We start from the raw sequence: 17744 nt of genomic DNA on the forward strand, positions 1-17744 counted from the left end.
TGCACGCGCCGCCGAGGTCGCTCAGGCCTCGCCGCGCGCCGCTTCGGCCTTCTTGCGTTCGATGTCGGCCAGCGCACGTTCGAGTTCGGCACGTTCGGCCGCGTTGGCCGCCCAGGCGTCCTTGCGGTTCTTCACCACGCGAGCCGGGGCGCCGACGGCAATCGAGTAGTCGGGAACCTCCCCCTTGACCACCGCATGCGCGCCGAGCACGCAACCCCGGCCGACGATGGTGTTACGCAGGATCGACACCTTGGTGGCCACCCAGGTGTCCGAGCCGATCCGCACCGGCCCCTTGACGATGCCCTGGTCCTTGATGGGCATGGTGATGTCGTCCATCTTGTGGTCGAAGTCGCAGATGTAGCACCAGTCCGCGACCAGCACCGACCCGCCGATCTCCAGGTCGAGGTAGGAGTTCACCACGTTGTTGCAGCCGAACACGGTCTTGTCGCCGATCCGCAGACTGCCCTCGTGGCAGCGGATGGAGTTGCCGTCACCGATGTGCACCCAGCGGCCGATCTCCATACGACTCATCTCGGGTGTCGCGTGGATCTCGACGTTGCGTCCCAGAAACAGCATGCCGCGCAGCACGATGTGCGGATTGGCGGCCCGGAAACGGGCCAGGCGCACGTACCGGACCAGGTACCACGGCGTGTAGGCGCGGTTACGCAACACCCAGCGCAGTGACTCCATCGTGAGGAAGCGCACCTGCTGGGGATCGCGGCGGCGACCGGCTCGCCAGCGGGACCGGTAGGAGGCGTTCCACATCGTGGTCATGACGACACACCCTAATCCACCGGTTCACCCCGCCGATCTCCCGGCGCGGTGGATGGCACACGATAGGCTCTACTGCTGGCGTCCCGGCGCACTTGCCGAGGACCGACGGACATCATCAACAGCGACGGACAACGGGAGCACGATGACGCGAGTGGGCGGGCGAGCACTGTGGGCCGGCATGGTCGTCGCCGTCGTGTCGGTCCTCACCCTGTCGGCGTGCTCCGACGGTCACGTCGACGTGCGGTCGGTCGCGAGTCCGGGATGGTCGAGTTTCGGCGGGAACGCCGCCAACTCGAACTTCGCCTACCCCGAGGTGCCCGACGACCTCACGCTGAGCTGGACGCGCCCCACCGGTGGCCCAGTCACCGCGCCGCTGACGGTCTCCGGCCACTCCAACGTCAGCGTCACCGCGAACACCGACAACGGCTGTAACTTCCTTGTTCTCGACCCCAACTCCGGCCGGAAGAACTTCTGCAAGCGAATGCAGACCGGTATCGCTTCCAACGCGACCCTGATCGACCAGTACGACCAGACGTACGTGGGTGAGTCCACCAACTTTCTCGCGCTCAACGCCGGCGGCGCCTTCCGGTGGCGGATGCCGGTGATCGGGGTGCCGCTGTCGGCGAAGTTCGCGGCACCCAGCGAGGTGCTCATGGTCACCACGCAGGGTCAGATCCTGATGCTCAACTCACAGACCAGCGACTTCACCGCACCCGAGGTGCGGTTGCGGCCCGAGGCCGACCCGGGCGACCCGCTGTACGGTTTCGGCGACTGCGTCACCAACGGCCCGCGGTGCGCGGTCCCCGCTCCCCCGGCGGTCGACGAACAACACGAGCGGTTCTTCCTCAACTTCTGGCCCACCGGGGCGATCGCCTCCCAGATCCGCGGTTTCTCCTTCGCCAAGAAGGACGGCGCACGGGCGGTGCGCGAGATCTGGCACGCGGACGTCCCCGGCGGGGTGATCGGCCCGCCGACACTCTCGGCCGACGGCGCCACGCTCTATACGTTCAGCCGCCTCGGACAGATCGTGGCGATCGACGCGGCATCGGGCACCACCAAGTGGACCTATGACAACGGCGGCTACGGATTCGCCACGATGACCGTCTCCCCCGACGGCCTCATCATTCCGACGGGAGTGATCGGGGCACCGTTGACGATGCTGCGCGACGCCGGTAACCGAGCCGAGCAGGTGTGGCAGCGAAAGGATCTGGCCGTGGTCAGCCTCTCGACGCTCACCGACTCCAAGACAGCCTGGTCCGTGATCCGCGACCCCGGCAAGGATTCCCTGTCGTTGATCGAGGTCAGCAGCAGCGACGGCGCCACCAAACGCACGCTCCCACTGCCGGATTCGGTTGGATTCGCCACCGGGATCGCGGTGTCGCCGGGCGGACAGATCGCCGTCGCCACGAACATCGGCGAGGTCTACTTCTTCGACTCGAAGAAGGACATCGAATGACCCCCACCCCGGACTGGGTTTCCACGTCGATCTGGTGGCACGTCTACCCGTTGGGTGCACTCGGCGCCGACACCACCGGCGCCGACCGGGGTCGCCGTCGTTCACTGGCCGACCTCACCGGCTGGCTCGATCACGTGATCGCGCTGGGCTGCAACGGAATCGCCCTCGGTCCGATCTTCGCGTCCCGTACGCACGGATACGACACCCTCGACCACCACGAGATCGACGAACGGCTGGGCACGCTCGACGACTTCCGCACGCTCATCGACGCCTGCCACGCTCGTGGCATTCGGGTGATGCTCGACGGTGTGTTCAATCATGTGTCCCGCCACCATCACCTGGTCGCCGACACCGCCCACGCCGTCGACTCCGGTTGGGCCCGCCGCGGGAGGGACGGAGAGCTGCGCACCTTCGAGGGACACGGCGAACTGGTTACCCTCGATCACCGAAATCCCGAGGTCGCCGACCTGGTGGTCGACGTGATGTGTCAGTGGCTCGAACTCGGGGCCGACGCCTGGCGACTCGATGCCGCCTACGCGGTACCGCCCGAGTTCTGGAGTCACGTGTTGCCGCGGGTGCGCGCACGTTTTCCCGACGTCTACGTGGTTGCCGAGGTGATCCACGGCGACTACCCGGGTTTCGTCGCCGCGAGCACCGTCGACACCGTGACCCAGTACGAGCTGTGGAAGGCGATCTGGAGTTCGATCACCGACGCGAACATGCACGAACTCGCCTGGGCGCTGACCCGCCACGACGAGATGATCGAGAGCTTCGTGCCGTGGACGTTCATCGGCAATCACGACGTCACCCGCATCGCCACCCGGCTACACGGGCTGCCCGCCGACCTCGCGCTGGTACTGCTGGCCACGCTGCCCGGCACCCCTGCCGTCTACTACGGCGACGAGTTGGGCTGGACGGGCGCCAAGGAAGAGCGCGTCGGCGGTGACGACGACATCCGGCCCCCACTGCCGGATGCGCCGCCCACCGACGCCGAACTCCCCCAGGCGTTCCGCCTTCATCAGCGCCTCTTCGGACTGCGGCGTCGCTTCCCCGATCTGCATCGGGCCCCGGTCACCACACTGCACGTCGCTCAGGGTGGCCTCTGCTACCGCGCGGGCGCCGAGAGCCCGATCGTGGTGGCGCTCAACGCCGGTCGCACGCACGAATCGATCACCGTGCCGCTCGGCGACGCGGGGCACCTCGATTCCGAGCATGCCCACCGCGAGGGCGACACCGTCCATCTCGATCCCGGCGGCTGGTACATCGCGGGCGGGTGAGTGCCCCTCTCACCCCGCACCGGTTCGCTGCCGCGGCCGTGTGCTGTGGCGCCATCGCGCTGTCAAGGGGCGCGCACACCCGCGTCGCAGACGAAGCCGACGCCGTGGCGCCCGATGCGGGTGAGCACCAGCGCCAGAGACCGTGCTCCCTTCGGCTTCAACCGCTTTCGCAGCGCATCGGGGTCCACGTCGAGGCCGCGGACCAGGATCTCGAGGGCACCGCAGTCGTGTGCGGCGAGCGTCTTGCGCAGCATCTTCTCCGATACCGTGGTCTGCGCGATCACCCGGAACCCGCGCGCCCCCGATGGCACCGAATCCCCGGTGAGATAGGCGATCTGCGGGTCGAGTTGTCGCAGGCCGTGCCGGTGGGCGTATTGGCGGACCAGACCGGCCCGCACCACCGCGCCATCGGGATCGATGATCCACTCCCCCACCGAGCCGGCGGGTTCGATGTCGTCGGGTTCGCCGTCGCGTACCTCCTCGACGCTCACACCACCGTGCTCGTCGGTCCGCAGCACCGTGGCACGATGTCCATCGGCGATCCCCGGCCCGCTCCACAGGCACGCCTCCCGTACACCGCCGTCGAGCGAGACCACCTGCACCTCACCACCGAAACCGATCCGATCGCGCAACGCCCGATAATCCAGTCCCGGAGCGCATTTCACCACCAGAGGACGACCCGCGTAGGTCATCAGCACGGCCGGCAGCGGCGGCGTGAGCTGATCGAGCCGGAACACCCGCCCGGCGCCGGATCGCCGCGCCGGATCGGCGATCACCACGTCGGCGGTGGACGTCGGCGTGAGAGCGTCCGCGCGCAACAGCACCACCGGGTGTGCCCCGTCGGTCAACACATTGTGCTGAGCCATCGCCAGCCGAACCCGGTCGAGGTCCGAGCCGATCACCCCCGCGATCCCGGTGCGGGCCGACAGTTCCACGAGTTCCCCACCCACCGAACAGGTCACGTCGTGCACCACCGCGCCCGGGTGGCGCGCCGCGATCTCGGCGGCGCGGTGCGCGGCCACCGCCGACGGGGTCGCCTGCTGCAGCGCGTCGTCGGTGAGGAGCCACCGATCGGGGTCCCGCAGCTTCGACGCCCGTCGCCGGCACCGCACGGTCTCGATCAGCGCCGCGTCGTGAGGCGCATACCGACTGCGCGCCTGCGTCACGTCGGCGATCATCGTCGACGGGGTCAACGCCAGCGCGGACACCGATGCCAGTGCCGCCTCGCCGTACCGTGACCGAAGGTAGGTCACGTCGTCGAGGGTGAACGCGTAGCTCATCGGCGGGTACTCGGACCCCGACCGCTCACTCCGGCTTGGTGCCGGTCACCACCACGTTGTAGAAGTACTTCGGCGGCACCACCTTGCGCAGGACGTGCTCGTCGAGCCAGGTCATCCGCTTCCATCCGCCGAAGGCGAACCGCGCCCACCCCCAGCCGAGCTTGTCCGGTGGCACCGCGGCCTCGAAGGTCCGCACCGGCCATCCCAGCATCGCCGCCGCGAGTTCCTCGGTGGCGGTGTCGACTTCGGCGGCGCCCGCCGCGCGTGCGATGCCGGCGAGTTCGTCGGGATCGAAGGTGTGGATGTCGACGACCGCCTCGAGTGCCGCGGCCCGCGACGACTCGTCGAGTTCGGCCTGGGGTCGGCGCCACGACCGCAGCGGCCCGAACCTGGTGAGGTTGGTGGTGGCGTACCAGGTGGCCCGGCTCATCCAGCGTGCGTAGAAATCGCCGATGGTCGACGGTTCACCGGCGAAGACGAACCGACCACCCGGCTTCAGGACGCGCAGCACCTCGCGCAGCGCCTGCTCGACATCGGGAATGTGGTGCAGCACAGCGTGTCCGACCACGAGGTCGAAGGTGTCGTCGTCGTAGGGGATCTTTTCCGCGTCGGCCACCCGGCCGTCGACGTCGAGTCCGAGGTTCTCGGCGTTGCGCAGCGCCACCTTGACCATGCCCGGCGACAGATCGGTGACCGAACCCTTTTTCGCCACCCCCGACTGCATCAGGTTGAGCAGGAAGAAGCCCGTCCCACAGCCGAGTTCCATGGCCCTCCCGTAGGGCAGCGGCACCTCGGAGGCGACGGCGTCGAAACGTCCGCGCGCGTAGTCGATGCACCGGTCGTCGAAGCTGATCGACCACTTCTCGTCGTAGGTCTCGGCTTCCCAATCGTGGTAGAGCACCTGCGCGAGCTTGGTGTCGTCGAGCGCCGCGGCAACCTCGTCGGCCGTGGCATGCGGATTGGGTTCCGGATCGGTATCGGGGGTGGGCGTGGTCGTCATCGTCCTCTGCTCTCTCACACTCTCATCGCTCCCGGGCATCGGCGGTGGCGGGATGCCCGGATCGTCACACCGTAGCGGCCGGGCCGGTCACTCGCCGGTGAAGACGGCCTTACCGGGTCCGTTCTCGATGAACGATGCCATGCCGATCTCACGGTCCTTGGTGGCGAACAGCGACGCGAACAGCTGTTCCTCGATCTTGAGTCCGGTGTCGAGGTCGACGCCGAGACCCTGATCGACCGCCTTCTTGCCCGCGGCCAGCGCGATCGACGCCGCATTGCGAAACTGCCCGGCCCACGCGAGCGCGGCGTTGTACACCTCGTCGGGGGCGACCACCTCGTCGACGAGTCCGATCGAGAGGGCCTCGGCGGCCCCGACGAAACGGCCGGTGAAGATCATGTCCTTGGCCTTGGCGGGACCCACCAGGCGCGCCAGCCGCTGCGTGCCGCCGCCGCCGGGGATCACCCCGAGGAGCACCTCGGGTACGCCGAGCTTCGCGTTGTCGCCCGCGATGCGCCGGTCGGCGCCCAGAACAACTTCGAGTCCACCACCGAGCGCGTACCCCGTGATCGCTGCAACGGTGGGTTTGGGAATGCCGGCGATGGCGCCGAGGCCCGACTGCAGCTTGCCGGCGACCTTGCTCATCTCGGCGAAGGTCATCGTGTCCATCTCTTTGATGTCCGCGCCCGCGGCCAGTACCTTGGGCCCGCCGTAGACCACCACGGCCTTGATGTCGTCGCGGTCGGTGGCTTCGGCGGCGGCGGCGGCGAGTTCCGTCTGCACCTGCCGGTTCAGGGCGTTCATCGGCGGGCGGTTGAGCAGGATGGTGCCCACGCCGGGATGATCGTCGGATGTTTCCAGAGTCACGAACTCAGCCATGGTCGAAGGCTACCGCCCGCCACGTCGGCGTCGTGACGTGGCCCACCCCGCGGTGCGGGCACCTACAGTGGGCACATGCCCTCCTCGGCGTCCGGCGATGCCGGCGACCCGGTGACTCTGGACGTGGGCGAGCGCAGCGTCCGGCTCTCCAGCCCCGACCGCATCTATTTCGACGAGCGCGGAGAAACCAAACTCGACCTCGCGCGGTACTACCTGTCCGTCGGTGACGGCATCGTGCGTGCGCTGCGGCAGCGCCCGTGCATGTTGCATCGCTTCCCCAAGGGGGTCAGCGGCAAGAAGGTGCATCAGAAGCGGATCCCCGCCGGTGCCCCCGATTGGCTGCAGACCACCCAGATCTACTTTCCGCGTTTCGGCCGGATCGCCGACGAACTGTGCGTCACCGAACTCGCCAGTGTGATCTGGGCGGTTCAGATGTCCACCGTCGAGTTCCACCCCTGGAACTCACGGTGCGCCGACCCCGAGGCACCCGATGAGTGGCGGATCGATCTCGACCCGATGCCCGAGTGCGACTTCGAGCGCATCCGGCGGGTGGCGCACGTCGCGCACGGGGTGCTCGACGATCTCGGTGTGCGGGGCTTCCCCAAGACCTCCGGTGGCCGCGGCCTGCACATCTACGTGCGGATAGCGCCGGAGTGGGGTTTCCCGCAGGTGCGCCGCGCCGCGCTGGCCTTCGCCCGTGAGGTCGAGCGGCGGGCTCCCGACGACGTCACCACCACGTGGTGGCGCAAGGACCGCGACCCGGCCGCGGTGTTCGTCGACTACAACCAGAACGCGCGCGACCACACCATGGCCTCGGCGTACTCGGTGCGCGGCAACGCGCGGGGCACCGTGTCGGCGCCGGTCGGCTGGGACGAGATCGACCGGATCGAGCCGGACGACTTCACCATCGCCACCATGCCCGCGCGGTTTGCCGAACTCGGCGACCTGCATGCCGAGATCGACGATGTCGCGTTCCGCCTCGACACGTTGCTGGAGTGGGCCGACCGTGACGAGGCCGACGGCGACGCGCCTGCGGGCACAGATCCCGACGTCGTCGACCTCGACCGCTGAACAACGTCCATCAGGCGGCCGGTCCGGGCGCCGCCGAAACGGGCCTCAACGCAGAAATGCGGGAGGTGCCTGGTCGCCGAGACCGGCGAAGTAGTCGTCGGAGTGGGCGAAGCGTAACGCGGCGAGCCCCTCACCCACGCTGACGTCGGGTTCGATCGGCTCGATGGGGTGCTCGGCGTCGAGGAGATCGTCGACGGAGTCGAAGCGCGCCACCTCGGTGAGCTGCGCCCACGTGGGGGGCAGCAGGAAATGTTTGCCCGACTCCCAGGCGGCGAGTGCGTCGCGCGCGCCGGCCCAGCGCGCCACCTCGGCCTCCGATGTGGCGTCGTCGGGTGTCTGTCCCGCCGGTACCGCGGCGAGGAAGAACCGGGTGTCGTATCGGCGCTTTTCGTTCTTCGGCGTGATCCAGTGCGCAAGCGGGCGCAGCAGGTCGGCACGCAGCGTGAGTTCGCGCCTGCGAAGGAACTCCGCGAACGAGAATTCCTTGGCCACCAGCGCGTCCCGATCGTCGCGGAGCGACGCGGGATCGGCGAACGTGCCGTCTGCACGTGAGGCCAGCAGCACCCCGCACTCCTCGAACGTCTCCCGTACCGCGGCGCAGACCAGGGCCTGGGCGAGGTCGGGTGTTGTCGAGAAACGCGCCGCCCACCACCGGGCGTCCGGTCCGGTCCAGGCAGGGTCGGCGTCGCTGTCGCGGACGTCCACGCCACCGCCGGGAAAGACGGTCATGCCACCCGCAAACGCCATCTGCTGCACACGGCGTTGCAGAAACACCTCGACCCCCGACACGCCGTCGCGCACCAGGACCACGGTCGCAGCGTCCCGCAACGGGGCCACGGCCGCCGCCCCGACGCTCTCCGATTGGCTCACGACGACCTCCTGCGGTCCCGGCGGAACCCGAATGTGCCACGGTGGCAATGCACCCTCGCGGCGAACGTTACCGCACAGTGTGACGTGGGCTACCCCGCGGTGACGTCGGCGGGCGTGCTCAGTCGGCCGCGGCGCGCCGATGACCGCCCGCGCGCCGTGACCGGCGGGCGAAGAAGCGGTTGCCGTCCTTGGTGAGGGTGATCTGCTGCCGGAATGTGGCGGACAGGTTTTTGCTGGTCAGCACATCTTTGATCAGACCCTGCTCGACCACCTCACCCTCCGACAGCAGCATCGCATGGGTGAATCCGGGTGGGATCTCCTCGACGTGATGGGTGATCAGCACGATCGCGGGAGAGTCGGGGTCGGCGGCCAGCCTGGCGAGCCGGTCCACGAGTTCTTCGCGGCCACCGAGGTCCAGTCCGGCGGCGGGCTCGTCGAGCAGCAGCAACTCGGGATCGGTCATCAGCGCACGCGCGATGAGCACCCGCTTGCGCTCTCCCTCCGAGAGCGTGCCGAACCGACGGTCGGCGAGGTGTTCGGCGCCCATGGATTCCAGGGATTCGATGGCCTGTGTCCGGTCGGTCTCGTCGTAGGTTTCCCGCCAGCGTCCGATCACCGAGTAGCCGGCGGAGATCACCACGTCGGTGACGATCTCGTCGTCGGGTACCCGGTCGGCCAGCCCGGGGCCACTCACACCGATCCGGGTGGACAGTTCGCGCATCTCCACCCGCCCGAGCTGCTCGTTGAGAAGGTAGGCGACGCCGGCCGTCGGGTGCAGTTCGGCGGCTGCGAGGCGCAGCAGCGACGTCTTTCCGGCACCGTTGGGTCCGATGATCACCCACCGCTCGTCGAGTTCCACCTGCCAGGTGATCGGCCCGACAAGCGTGTTTCCGCCACGGACCAGACTCACGTCACGGAAGTCGATGAGCAGATCGGGATCGGACGTATCGCTGGCGCTCACGCGTCCCATCGTGCCCTACCGGACGCCGTCGCGTGCGTAGCTGTCCCGAAGTGTCGGCGGACGCGGGCGTCGGGAATACCGAGCGGCGCCGCAGCCTTGCCATTGACATGTCCATCGATCTGTCGATTCTCGATCTCGCGCAGGTCGGTCGCGGTGAGACCGTGGCCGAATCCCTCGCCGCCTCAACCGAAATGGCCCGCAACGCCGAGCGGTGGGGATACCGCCGAATCTGGTACGCCGAGCATCACAACATGCGATCCATCGCCTCATCGGCGCCCGCTGTGCTCGTCGCGCATGTCGCTGCGCACACCTCGACCATCCGGTTGGGTGCCGGCGGGGTGATGCTGCCCAACCATGCGCCACTGACCGTCGCCGAACAGTTCGGCACATTGGCCGAACTGCATCCCGGGCGCATCGACCTCGGGCTGGGCCGGGCTCCCGGCTCCGACCAGCAGACCTTCACCGCTCTGCGGCGCGACATCGCCTCCGCGGACCGGTTCCCCTCCGATGTGCTGGAGTTGCAGGGCTATCTGCGCGGCCAGTCACGCATCCAGGGGGTCGCGGCCACCCCGGGCGCCGGTACGGATGTGCCGCTCTACATTCTGGGTTCCTCGCTGTTCGGCGCGCAGCTGGCCGCGGCACTCGGTCTGCCCTACGCGTTCGCGTCACATTTCGCGCCGCAGGCGCTCACCGAGGCGGTGGCGCTCTACCGGCAACAGTTCCAGCCGTCGGAACAACTCGCCGAACCGTACGTGATCGCCGGCGTCTGCGTCATCGCCGACGACGACGGCGACCTCGCGCGGGCGCAGTTGCTGCAGGCAAAGCGGCAGCGGGTCAGTGCGCTCTTCGGTCGGGGCAGGCAGTTCACCGACGACGAGGCGGATGCGGTGCTGTCGATGCCTCAGGGTCGTCAGATCGACCAGATGATGACCTATACCGGTGTGGGTACGCCCGCCGAGGTGCGTTCCTATCTCGACTGGTTCGCCGGGCATGCCGACGCGGACGAGTTGATCGTGGCGTCGGTGGCCCCGGATCGCGACGTGTGGATGAGCACCCTGGGACATCTCGCGCCGGCACTCACTCCGTCACAGCCCGCGACCTGAGGGTGATCATCGCTTCGGTGTGATCATTCCTCGAGCGCGAAGTCGGCGAAGTCGAACCCCGGCACCACGATGCAGCTGACCAGGGATGCCTCGTCACCGCTGCACCGTGCCCGCTGCCAGTGTCCTGGTGGAACGAGGGCCTGGGGTCGGTGTCCGGCCGCCACATCGGGGCCGACGAGCACGGACTCGCCCGATGCGGGTGCCGTCGCCGCGCCGCCCAGGTCGAGTTCGACCGGTGCACCCCGGTGATACAGCCAGATCTCGCTGCCGCGCACCGTGTGCCACGCCGACTCCTCACCGGGCAGCAGGAGGAACACGATGGCGGTGCCGGCCGCGCGTGGACCGGTATAGCCGTCGGGCAATACGTCGGCCGGCAGCGTCACCTCACTGCGCCACGTCTCGCGGAACCAGCCGCCCTCCGGATGGGGCGAGAGATCGAGTTCACGCGCCCATTCGGGCAGACGACGGTCATCCATGCGGCGACCCTGTCTCGATGCCGCTCGTGATGTCGGCGATGACCGTCACCGATCCGGGTGCGATCTCGGTGAAACCCGCATCGCGCACGGCCACCGCCCGCCCGGCGGCCTCGGCGGCCAGCAGATCCGTCCAGCCGGCTTCGTCGGGCGAGCAGATCCGCAAGGGACAACCGGCATCGCGCCATGCACGAGCATCCGCCGCGTCGAGCAACCGGACCGCGAGCATCGACCCGTGTCCCACCTGAGCGGCGAGCTTGCCCACCGTCATCTCGAGTGTCGGGTTCACCCACAGGCACACGCCCGGTACCGCCGGCGCCGTGGGCAGCTCGCCGGCGACGTCGGTGCCACCGATCTGCAGCCGTGCGATGCGGCGATCCACATCACCCACCCGGCCCGGGACCAGGGCTCTCGCCGCGGCGTTGCCCTCGGTCGCGGTCAACCCCCAGACCTCTTGTGCGGCATGCCATTGCGCACCGCGAGCACGCCGCGCGATCTTTCGGATCCGCGCGTCGCACCACGCCTGCATGGGCGCTCCCCACGGTCCGTCCGCACCGGATCGGTCGTCGAGGCAGGCGAGTGCCACCGCCCGTGCCGCCGCGACCAGCAGGTCGGTGCGGTCGGGTGGATCGGTCTTCTCGATGTGCAGGACCATCTGCATGGCCAGCACGTCGGCCGGGTCGGGTGGGTCGTCGGCGCCCCCCACGTACCCGGTGAGCCTGCGGTAGGCGTCGGAAAAGGGATCGTCGGCATCGGGCATGCCCGTCACGGCAGCGGCACGCGTCGCAGCACACCGTCGGCCGCGTCGGCAGCCTCGATCTCGTCACGCGTGACGCCGAGGATGAACAGCACCGCGTCGAGGAACGGATAGTTGAGCGCGGCGTCGGCCACCTCTTGCAGTGCGGGTTTCGCGTTGAAGGCGATCCCGAGTCCGGCGACGCTGAGCATGTCGATGTCGTTGGCACCGTCGCCGACGGCGACTGTCTGCTCCATCGGCACGCCCACCTGGTCGGCGAACGATCGCAGCGCCCGCGCCTTGCCGGGTCGGTCCACGATCTCGCCGATCACCCGCCCGGTCAGTCTGCCGTCGATCACCTCGAGGGTGTTCGCCCGCACGAAATCCAATTCCAGTTCATGTGCCAGCCCGTCGATCACCTGCCGGAAACCGCCGGATACGAGTCCGCAGTGGTAGCCGAGCCGGTGCAACGTCCGAATCGTGGTGCGCGCCCCCGGGGTGAGGGTGAGGTCGGCGGCCACCTCGTCGAGGACGCGGGCGTCGAGTCCCGCCAATGCGGCCACTCGCTGGTGTAGCGACTCGGAGAAGTCGATTTCGCCGCGCATGGCGGCTTCGGTGACCGCAGCCACCTCTGCCTCACGTCCGGCGTGGGCGGCCAGCATCTCGATGACCTCGCCCTGGATGAGGGTGGAGTCCACGTCGAACACGATGAGTCGCTTGGCCCGCCGCGCGAGTCCCCCGCGTTCCACCGCAATGTCGACGCCGTGCTTGGCGGCCACCGCGGCGAGACCCTTGCGCAGTGCGGCGTCGGCGGCCACGTCGTTGCGGCCGGCCACACTGACCATGAGTTCCAGGCCGGTCACCGGGTAATCGGCGACCCCGCGGATGGAGTCGATGTTGCCGTTCTGCCCGGCGAGCTGAGCGGCCACGGCACGGAAGGCTCTCGCGGTGACCGGACTGCCCAGCAGCACCACCGCGTGACTCGACGGCGGATGCCCGGTGGTGGCGCCACCGACCTCGACGATGACCTCCATACCCACCGATGCCATCGCCTGCTCGACGATGTCCTGCAGTTCCTCCGGGTCGCCGCCCACCGACACCATGACCCCGAGGGTGAGCCGGTCGTTGATGACCACCTGCTCGACGTCGAGCAGATCGACTCGCTGGTTGGCCAGCGCGCCCATGAGTACCGAGGTGACGCCGGGCTTGTCCGGGCCGGTGACGGTGATCAGTACCGGTGTGGGGTGTTCCACCGAGTTCAGCGGTCGGGATCCCCGGACGCCTCGTGACTTCCGGTCACCAGTGGCTCACGTCGGACGGATTCGGCGGATGCACTGTCGTGGCCGCTTCGCGATCCGACGTGCGCCTCGGCATGCATGCGGTCGACCATGTGCGGGTAGTGCAGCTCGAACGCGGGGCGCTCGGACCGGATGCGCGGCAGCTCGGTGAAGTTGTGCCGCGGCGGCGGGCAGCTGGTGGCCCACTCCAGCGAGTTGCCGAAGCCCCACGGGTCGTCCACGGTCACCACCTCGCCGTACCGGTAGCTCTTGAACACGTTCCACAGGAACGGCAGCGTCGAGAGACCGAGGATGAACGCGCCGACCGTGGACACCTCGTTGAGGGTGGTGAATCCGTCCGACGGCAGGTAGTCGGCGTAACGACGCGGCATGCCCTCGTTGCCCAGCCAGTGCTGCACCAGGAACGTGGTGTGGAAGCCGATGAACGTCAGCCAGAAGTGCCACTTGCCGAGACGTTCGTCGAGCATCCGGCCGGTCATCTTGGGGAACCAGAAGTAGATGCCCGCGTAGGTGGCGAACACGATCGTCCCGAAGAGCACGTAGTGGAAGTGCGCCACGACGAAGTAGGTGTCGGAGAGGTGGAAGTCCAGCGGCGGGCTGGCCAGCAGAACGCCGGTGAGACCACCGAAGAGGAACGTCACGATGAAGCCGACGGAGAACAGCATCGGCGTCTCGAAGGTGATGTGTCCCTTCCACATCGTGCCTATCCAGTTGAAGAACTTGACGCCGGTGGGCACCGCGATCAGGAACGTCATGAACGAGAAGAACGGCAGCAACACCGAACCGGTGACGTACATGTGGTGCGCCCACACGGCCACCGACAGCGCGGCGATCGACAGGGTGGCGTACACCAGGCCGGAGAACCCGAAGATCGGTTTGCGGCTGAAAACCGGGAAGATCTCGGAGACGATGCCGAAGAAGGGCAGCGCGATGACGTACACCTCGGGGTGACCGAAGAACCAGAACAGGTGCTGCCACAGGATCACACCGCCATTTGCGGGATCGTAGAGGTGCGCGCCGAACTGGCGGTCCACCTCGAGGCCGAGCAGGGCCGCGGTCAGCAGCGGGAAGATCAGCAGGATCAGGACGCTGGTCACCAGGATGTTCCAGGTGAAGATCGGCATCCGGAACATCGTCATGCCGGGAGCACGCAGGCAGACGACGGTCGTGACCATGTTGACCGCGCCGAGAATGGTGCCCAGGCCCGAAACGCCCAGACCCATGATCCACAGGTCGGCGCCCACACCCGGGGAGTGCACCGCGTCGGTCAGCGGGGTGTAGGCGGTCCAACCGAAGTCGGCGGCACCACCCGGGGTGAGGAAGCCGCTGATGGCCACGGTGGAACCGAAGACGAACAGCCAGAAGCCGAAGGCGTTGAGCCGCGGGAACGCGACGTCGGGCGAACCGATCTGCAGCGGCAGGACGAAGTTGGCGAAGCCGATGACGATCGGCGTCGCGTACATCAGCAGCATCACCGTGCCGTGCATGGTGAACAGCTGGTTGAACTGCTCGGTGGAGAGGAACTGCATCCCCGGATGCGCAAGCTCGGCGCGCATCAGCAGCGCCATCAGACCGCCAATGAGGAAGAACGCGAAGCAGGCGGTGATGTACATCATCCCGATCAGCTTGTGATCGGTGGTGGTGATCAGCTTGTAGATGAACGAACCCTTGGGCTGGTAGCGCGCCGGATACGGACGCACTGATTCCACTTGCGTGGTGGGCTGGTCAACCGCGGTCACAGATCCTCCTCTTGCCGACCATTGGCCTCGTCACGTCGTGACTAAAGACTCTGTCGGCACATGAACAAACCGAGCGCTGATTACCGATCCTAAACCCTTCTCAGCCCCTCGGCCGAGCGGGTCCTACGATCTGTCGTATTAATTTGGCCGCCCGAGCCGTCACGGCAGGTCAGCATGCCGAACACCCTCGACGCGCCGGGCTCGCGACACCCCCGGAACGTGACCCCCGGACACAGGTTGGGGAAGGCGCGGGACGCGCCGTGCGCCGGGCGGGCGTCACATGCACCGATGCTAGTTTGTTGCGGTGCGAAGCGGCGGTGTGTTCCCAGGTGCGATGACCCCTCACGGGAGCCGTCGTGACCCGATCCGATCGGGCCGACGCACGGTGGGGACGATGCTCGTGGCGGGGATCTGTGCGCTTGCCGTCGGCCTGGCCGGCTGCGGGCAGGACGCCCCGTTGACCACCCCCGACGGGAAGCCGATCTCGACGTCGACCACCAGGATCGCGCAGGTCAACGTCGTCTCCGCCGACCGCGATTACGCACACACCTGCCTGGCTCCGACCGCACCCGACGATGCAGCGGCCGAGGTCGACCGCATCGTGGTCACCGACCCAGGGCTCCTCGACGCGGTCTGCGCGCTCGGGATCGGTCCGAAGGTCACCGCGGTCACCGCAGCACCGGGCTCTGTCCCGCAGTACCTCGGTCCGCAGCTGACCTCCGTCCCGGCGATCGGCACCGCCCCCGACGCCGCGGCCGTGAAGTCGGCCGCACCCGACGTGGTGCTGACCACCCCCGCGACCGCCGCCTCGGCCGCCGCATTCGGTGGCACCAGGGTGGCGACCATCGCACCCGGCGATTGGGAGCAGCAGTTCACCGAGGTCGCCGACGCCCTCGGGCGAGGCCAGAGCGCCCCCCGATTGCTCGACGAGTTCCGCACCGAGGCCACCAGAACCGGACGGCGCATGGATGCCGCCCATTCCCAGGTCTCGTTGGTCCGTTTCACTCCGAACGGCGAGGTGATCGAGGGCACCGAGAGTTTCGCCGGACAGATCCTGTCGATGATCGGCGTCCAGCGTCCCGCCTCGCAGCGCCGGCCCGGCACCATCACGGTGACCGACAAGAACTTTTCCGACGCCGACGCCGACCTCATCTATGTCAGCTTCGACGGTCCCGCCGGATTGTCGCGCGGTAAGGAGGTGCTCCTCAGTGATCGCTGGCTCGACATGGGCGCCCCCACCTGGAAGCGCGTGCTCGCCGTCAACGACGAGATCTGGTACGGCACGTCGGGGCTGGCCGCGGCGTGGCTGGTGCTCAACGACGTGAAGGGCTCGCTGGACGGCAGCTCCGCCGGAGAGTGATTCCGCCCGGTCATGGCCAGCCGGGAGCCGACGGGATCGACCCGTCGGCCACCGCCGCGGCCAACTGGGCATGGTCGCGTTCGGTCTGGTCGGCGTAGGCCTGTGCGAACGAGACCACCGAATCCTCGGCCTTGTTCGACTTGCCGAGGTATTGGGCGATGGCGCGAGCGTCCCCGCTGCGGGCATGAGCGCGGGCCAGCACGTGCCCGCACGCACTGGCGAACGCATCGAGGACGTGGGCCACGCCGGGACCGTCGGGGATCACCTTTCCGTCGCGGAACTGCCGCACGTAGAACTCCTCGTCCCCGATCCGGGTCCAGCCCAGGAACATGTCGGAAGCACTCTGGATCAGCCGTTGACCATTGACCACCCGCTGGCCGTGATTGGCGTACACGCTGGGTGCGAGAAACTTCTCGTACACCGACGGCGCGGCCTGCTTCACCTGCAGGAACAGGGGGTCGGCGGTCACGTGCTCCTCCAGCAGTGTCAAGAACACGCGCATGCCCACACTGCCCACGCCGACCACCTGCTGAACCGCGTCGACCATGTCGAAGCGACGTAGCAGCGCCGCAACCCTCTCGCCGAGCGACCCGTAGTACTTCACGACGATCTCGTCGAGTAGATCAGTGGCCGAGCCGTCGAGGTGTTCCCGGTACGGCGGGTCCTCGATGATCATCCGCTGTCCGTCGACGATGTGGGTGAACTTCTTCGACGCGCCGCGACTGGTGCGCTTCTTGGCCCGTTTGGTGATGGCCTTGTCGAGTTCGGCGCCCTGCGCCGGCGCCAGATACCCGGACAGTTCGTCGGCTGAGATCGTCTCCGCCCACACGTCCAGAATGGGCCAGCCCGCGTAGTCCAGCATCGACGTGTGGTAGGCGGTGAAGCCGGCGCGAACCGCGTCGACCGAGGCGTCCTCGGTGACCCCGTTGTCGCGGCCGAGCACCACCAGGCTCGCGAGGAACCGCAGCAGATCCCACTCGAACGGACCGGGCAGGGTTTCGTCGAAGTCGCGCAGGTCGAACGCCAGTGTGCGTTCGGGGGTGTTCCAGAGCCCGAAGTTGAGGACGTGGGCGTCGCCGCACATCTGTACGTGGATCCCCGTGTTCGGCCGCGACGCCAGATCGGCTGCCATCACCGCGGCGGCACCCCGGTAATACGTCCAGGGCGACTTCGACATCCGGCCATGCCGGATGGGGACGAGCCGTTGATCGCGGATCTCGTTCTGCGCCAGGATGGTCTGTAGGGCATCGTGGCCACGCCGCGACGGATCCCACTGCCCGAGTTGACTGCGCGGGACGACCTTGCGCGCCGCCTTCCCGACGGGATTGCGGGTGGTCGAGTACTTGGTGGGACCGGAAGCCAGCGCGGCGCTGAAGGTCGATGGCCCGGCGGCGGTGGTGGGATCCGACGGAGACATGTCCGGTTCGGTGACGGGCACGTCGGCCATGTCGTCGTTCGGCGTGTCGATTC

At 68.1% G+C, this 17744-nt stretch carries 16 protein-coding genes; 5 read left to right on the forward strand and 11 right to left on the reverse strand.

Annotated features, from left to right (window positions below; translation table 11 throughout):
- Nucleotides 1-21 precede the first annotated feature (21 nt).
- On the reverse strand, nt 22-774 hold the full coding sequence (locus ACWDSI_RS06630) for an acyltransferase (RefSeq protein WP_449745135.1): 753 nt from the start codon (nt 772-774) through the stop codon (nt 22-24).
- Nucleotides 775-952: 178 nt separating this feature from the next.
- Between ACWDSI_RS06630 and ACWDSI_RS06635 the strand changes: the two genes are divergently transcribed.
- Together ACWDSI_RS06635 and ACWDSI_RS06640 are read left to right on the forward strand one after the other, a co-directional pair.
- The gene (locus ACWDSI_RS06635; protein WP_449756205.1) at nt 953-2230 is read left to right on the forward strand and encodes an outer membrane protein assembly factor BamB family protein; all 1278 of its coding nucleotides are present in this window, start codon (nt 953-955) and stop codon (nt 2228-2230) included.
- Nucleotides 2227-3507, forward strand: a complete 1281-nt coding sequence (locus ACWDSI_RS06640; protein WP_449756056.1) for an alpha-amylase family glycosyl hydrolase — start codon at nt 2227-2229, stop codon at nt 3505-3507. Before ACWDSI_RS06635 ends, ACWDSI_RS06640 begins: the two co-directional genes overlap by 4 nt.
- A 62-nt stretch (nt 3508-3569) precedes the next feature.
- On the opposite strand, the gene ACWDSI_RS06645 is transcribed toward ACWDSI_RS06640, so the two are convergent.
- The 3 genes from ACWDSI_RS06645 to ACWDSI_RS06655 form a co-directional block, all read right to left on the reverse strand.
- Nucleotides 3570-4787 (reverse strand): THUMP-like domain-containing protein, encoded by a 1218-nt coding sequence (locus tag ACWDSI_RS06645; protein WP_449756057.1) that lies wholly within the window; start codon nt 4785-4787, stop codon nt 3570-3572.
- A 25-nt stretch (nt 4788-4812) separates the two neighbouring features.
- Nucleotides 4813-5787, reverse strand: a complete 975-nt coding sequence (locus ACWDSI_RS06650) for a class I SAM-dependent methyltransferase (protein WP_449745138.1) — start codon at nt 5785-5787, stop codon at nt 4813-4815.
- A gap of 87 nt (nt 5788-5874) precedes the next feature.
- On the reverse strand, nt 5875-6663 hold the full coding sequence (locus ACWDSI_RS06655) for an enoyl-CoA hydratase/isomerase family protein (protein ID WP_449745139.1): 789 nt from the start codon (nt 6661-6663) through the stop codon (nt 5875-5877).
- Nucleotides 6664-6738: 75 nt separating this feature from the next.
- Between ACWDSI_RS06655 and ligD the strand changes: the two genes are divergently transcribed.
- A complete protein-coding gene (gene ligD / locus ACWDSI_RS06660; RefSeq protein ID WP_449756058.1) occupies nt 6739-7734 on the forward strand; it encodes a non-homologous end-joining DNA ligase in 996 nt (331 codons plus the stop codon).
- Nucleotides 7735-7779: 45 nt separating this feature from the next.
- Here the strand turns inward: ligD and ACWDSI_RS06665 are convergent, their stop codons facing one another.
- Complete coding sequence (locus ACWDSI_RS06665; RefSeq protein WP_449756059.1) at nt 7780-8604, reverse strand: NUDIX hydrolase; 825 nt, start codon at nt 8602-8604, stop codon at nt 7780-7782.
- 118 nt (nt 8605-8722) lie between these two features.
- Nucleotides 8723-9574 carry an ABC transporter ATP-binding protein gene (locus ACWDSI_RS06670; protein ID WP_449745142.1) on the reverse strand — a complete coding sequence of 284 codons (852 nt, stop codon included), beginning with the start codon at nt 9572-9574 and terminating at the stop codon, nt 8723-8725.
- A 98-nt stretch (nt 9575-9672) separates the two neighbouring features.
- On the opposite strand from ACWDSI_RS06670, the gene ACWDSI_RS06675 reads away from it, so the two are divergent.
- Nucleotides 9673-10668 carry an LLM class flavin-dependent oxidoreductase gene (locus tag ACWDSI_RS06675; RefSeq protein ID WP_449745143.1) on the forward strand — a complete coding sequence of 332 codons (996 nt, stop codon included), beginning with the start codon at nt 9673-9675 and terminating at the stop codon, nt 10666-10668.
- A 23-nt stretch (nt 10669-10691) separates the two neighbouring features.
- Here ACWDSI_RS06675 and ACWDSI_RS06680 read toward each other — a convergent pair whose 3' ends face one another.
- From ACWDSI_RS06680 to ctaD, 4 genes are read right to left on the reverse strand one after another with little or no spacing between them, the layout of a single operon-like run.
- A complete protein-coding gene (locus ACWDSI_RS06680; RefSeq protein ID WP_449756060.1) occupies nt 10692-11144 on the reverse strand; it encodes a cupin domain-containing protein in 453 nt (150 codons plus the stop codon).
- Nucleotides 11137-11901 carry a peptidyl-tRNA hydrolase gene (locus ACWDSI_RS06685; RefSeq protein ID WP_449756061.1) on the reverse strand — a complete coding sequence of 255 codons (765 nt, stop codon included), beginning with the start codon at nt 11899-11901 and terminating at the stop codon, nt 11137-11139. The genes ACWDSI_RS06680 and ACWDSI_RS06685 overlap by 8 nt, the downstream gene beginning before the upstream one ends.
- 5 nt (nt 11902-11906) lie before the next feature.
- Nucleotides 11907-13130 carry a phosphoserine phosphatase SerB gene (serB, locus tag ACWDSI_RS06690; RefSeq protein ID WP_449745146.1) on the reverse strand — a complete coding sequence of 408 codons (1224 nt, stop codon included), beginning with the start codon at nt 13128-13130 and terminating at the stop codon, nt 11907-11909.
- 5 nt (nt 13131-13135) lie between these two features.
- Nucleotides 13136-14914: an aa3-type cytochrome oxidase subunit I gene (gene ctaD, locus ACWDSI_RS06695; protein WP_449756062.1), complete on the reverse strand. Its 1779-nt coding sequence runs from the start codon at nt 14912-14914 to the stop codon at nt 13136-13138.
- 394 nt (nt 14915-15308) lie between these two features.
- On the opposite strand from ctaD, the gene ACWDSI_RS06700 reads away from it, so the two are divergent.
- Nucleotides 15309-16274: an ABC transporter substrate-binding protein gene (locus ACWDSI_RS06700; RefSeq protein WP_449745148.1), complete on the forward strand. Its 966-nt coding sequence runs from the start codon at nt 15309-15311 to the stop codon at nt 16272-16274.
- A gap of 10 nt (nt 16275-16284) precedes the next feature.
- Here ACWDSI_RS06700 and ACWDSI_RS06705 read toward each other — a convergent pair whose 3' ends face one another.
- Nucleotides 16285-17691, reverse strand: a complete 1407-nt coding sequence (locus ACWDSI_RS06705; protein ID WP_449756206.1) for a DUF2252 domain-containing protein — start codon at nt 17689-17691, stop codon at nt 16285-16287.
- Nucleotides 17692-17744 lie beyond the last annotated feature (53 nt).

This window comes from Gordonia sp. NPDC003429 (genome assembly GCF_053588575.1).

Coding starts and splice junctions, on each gene's coding strand:
- ACWDSI_RS06630 (WP_449745135.1), bottom strand. CDS start 774: ATGACCACGATGTGGAACGCCTCCTACCGGTCCCGCTGGCGAGCCGGT.
- ACWDSI_RS06635 (WP_449756205.1), top strand. CDS start 953: ATGGTCGTCGCCGTCGTGTCGGTCCTCACCCTGTCGGCGTGCTCCGAC.
- ACWDSI_RS06640 (WP_449756056.1), top strand. CDS start 2,227: ATGACCCCCACCCCGGACTGGGTTTCCACGTCGATCTGGTGGCACGTC.
- ACWDSI_RS06645 (WP_449756057.1), bottom strand. CDS start 4,787: ATGAGCTACGCGTTCACCCTCGACGACGTGACCTACCTTCGGTCACGG.
- ACWDSI_RS06650 (WP_449745138.1), bottom strand. CDS start 5,787: ATGACGACCACGCCCACCCCCGATACCGATCCGGAACCCAATCCGCAT.
- ACWDSI_RS06655 (WP_449745139.1), bottom strand. CDS start 6,663: ATGGCTGAGTTCGTGACTCTGGAAACATCCGACGATCATCCCGGCGTG.
- ligD (WP_449756058.1), top strand. CDS start 6,739: ATGCCCTCCTCGGCGTCCGGCGATGCCGGCGACCCGGTGACTCTGGAC.
- ACWDSI_RS06670 (WP_449745142.1), bottom strand. CDS start 9,574: ATGGGACGCGTGAGCGCCAGCGATACGTCCGATCCCGATCTGCTCATC.
- ACWDSI_RS06675 (WP_449745143.1), top strand. CDS start 9,673: ATGTCCATCGATCTGTCGATTCTCGATCTCGCGCAGGTCGGTCGCGGT.
- ACWDSI_RS06680 (WP_449756060.1), bottom strand. CDS start 11,144: ATGGATGACCGTCGTCTGCCCGAATGGGCGCGTGAACTCGATCTCTCG.
- ACWDSI_RS06685 (WP_449756061.1), bottom strand. CDS start 11,901: ATGCCCGATGCCGACGATCCCTTTTCCGACGCCTACCGCAGGCTCACC.
- ACWDSI_RS06700 (WP_449745148.1), top strand. CDS start 15,309: ATGCTCGTGGCGGGGATCTGTGCGCTTGCCGTCGGCCTGGCCGGCTGC.
- ACWDSI_RS06705 (WP_449756206.1), bottom strand. CDS start 17,691: ATGTCTCCGTCGGATCCCACCACCGCCGCCGGGCCATCGACCTTCAGC.